General features: G+C 34.1%; 1 protein-coding gene. It reads right to left on the reverse strand.

Annotated elements, in window-relative coordinates:
* Positions 1–2,096: isopeptide-forming domain-containing fimbrial protein (locus CI949_RS20170; protein WP_290769794.1), on the reverse strand; the 2,096-nt coding region annotated here is incomplete at both ends.

The raw sequence follows: 2,096 nt of genomic DNA on the forward strand, positions 1-2,096 counted from the left end.
AGTAATACTTAAGCTGTCAACTGATGTTGTCATACTGCCATTAACATAGCTCATACCTGCTGGTATAATATCCTCAACTATCAGATCATAGGCAGCTGCTGTTGAACTACCTGAGTGATTGATAGTTATTGTATATTCTACTGTATCTCCTGCTTCATAGCTTCCAGATACAAAAGTCTTATCAAAAGCTAAGTCTGGCTCTATTATGGTTATCGGAGTTTTGTCTGCTGTCACATTCTGCTGATTTCCTGCATCATCATTATAATAGAGATTAGTTGTAATTTCTTTTGTATCTCCATTCTGGTTATCTGCAATGTTTTCTACTAGCGCATCATATTCGATTGTAATCCTGTCATCAGCTATATGCTTTGATCCTGAATTAATAATTTCTGCAAATGATAAATTGTTATCACTTAAATCCTGATCTGTTAGATAATCTTCTTTAGACAACACATTTCCATTACCATCTTTTAAGGTAAAACTACCTGCCTCTAAACCTGTCGGTATCATATTTCCAACTTTTAATCCATTTATAGTACCTTTAATTAAATCAATATCAACTTTGTAGCTTACTTTATCACCAATTGCATAATCATCTTTATCACCAATGATTGACTTAGTGATACTAATATCGCTATTTATAGTTAGATCAGCAGCAGTTTCTAAGAAATAATCATTTAGATTACTATTTTTTACACCTTTTCTTCGATCATCATTATCTCCATCAGGATGTGATGACCAGGCAAGGCTTACTCCATTAGTTAATACTTCAGCCGGAGCTACACCATCATCTAATTTTACCTGATAAGTTAGTTCTAGTGGAGTGCTGGAACCATATGTCTGAGCGAGTTCTTCAACTGTCCAGCTTAAATCTTGACCACTATCATTGGCAGTAATACTTAAACTGTCAACTGATGAAGTCATAGTACCAGATACATAGCTCATACCTGCTGGTATAATATCCTCAACTGTCAGATCATAGGCAGCTGCTGTTGAACTACCTGAGTGATTGATAGTTATTGTATATTCTACTGTATCTCCTGCTTCATAACTATTTTCTCCACTCACATTTTCAAAAGCCTTAGATAATGTTAATTCTGGTTCTACAACTGTCAGGCTCACACTATCAGAAAGTGGATTTCCATTATATGAATAACTGAAATCTGAATTTAAACTATTACCATTACTTACAGCATCAATATTTAAGATTTTAGCTTGGAAGCTCAATCTATATTCATAATCTTCACTGCTGTCATTTTTAACAGTAACATCACCATCAGGAAAGACTATACTCTGGCCACCATTTTCTGGATTACCTGTGATTTGGGCCGGCTCCCACTGACCAAGATCATTACCAGTTGTACTTTCAGGTGTTCCCGGACCATTAACACTTCCTTCAATAAACTCTAATCCTTCAGGAAGTTCAGCACTCAAGTTAAATGCAGTAACCGTTGTCTTGGCAGGAACTAAAAAGCTAAGATTATAATTAACTGTATCACCAGGACTGACATTTGTTATATCCGAATTTGCTGTAAATGTTGAACTGCTGCCATTAAAAGTTTTATCTGCAGTAATTGTTTGATCAGCAGCTGGATATTTTTGAGCATCATTAACATTCTTTACTACGGAATAATATTCTTCAAGTTCAGCACTGAAAGTATAATTTAAACCTGCTTGGATATCATTATTTGCTTCAGTCTGATATTTAATTATATATTTTTCAGCCGGATTTAAAATACCATCAGCTGTATCTTTAAAGGTGATTATTAACTGGTGGTTTGTATTATTATATTCAAGATCATAATCAGTATTTTCAATAAGATCTGTACCATCAGCTTTTTCAATTACTACTGTACTTAAAATATTTGCTTCTTTATCTCTAAATCCTGCCGGAATAGTTTCTACTATTTTTGTTTGATAAGCAGGAGAGATATTAGCTGCTGTTCCATTAGAAACTGAAAGAGTATGTTCTAAAACAGTACTCGAATCAACTGTATTATTATCTGCACTTCTACTGATAGTAAGTTCTGGTTCTTCAAAGTTGAATTCACTAGAATCTATTAAAGCCTCATTATTTAAAATGCTGTTATCTGCTG

This window comes from Halanaerobium sp., from assembly GCF_003070835.1.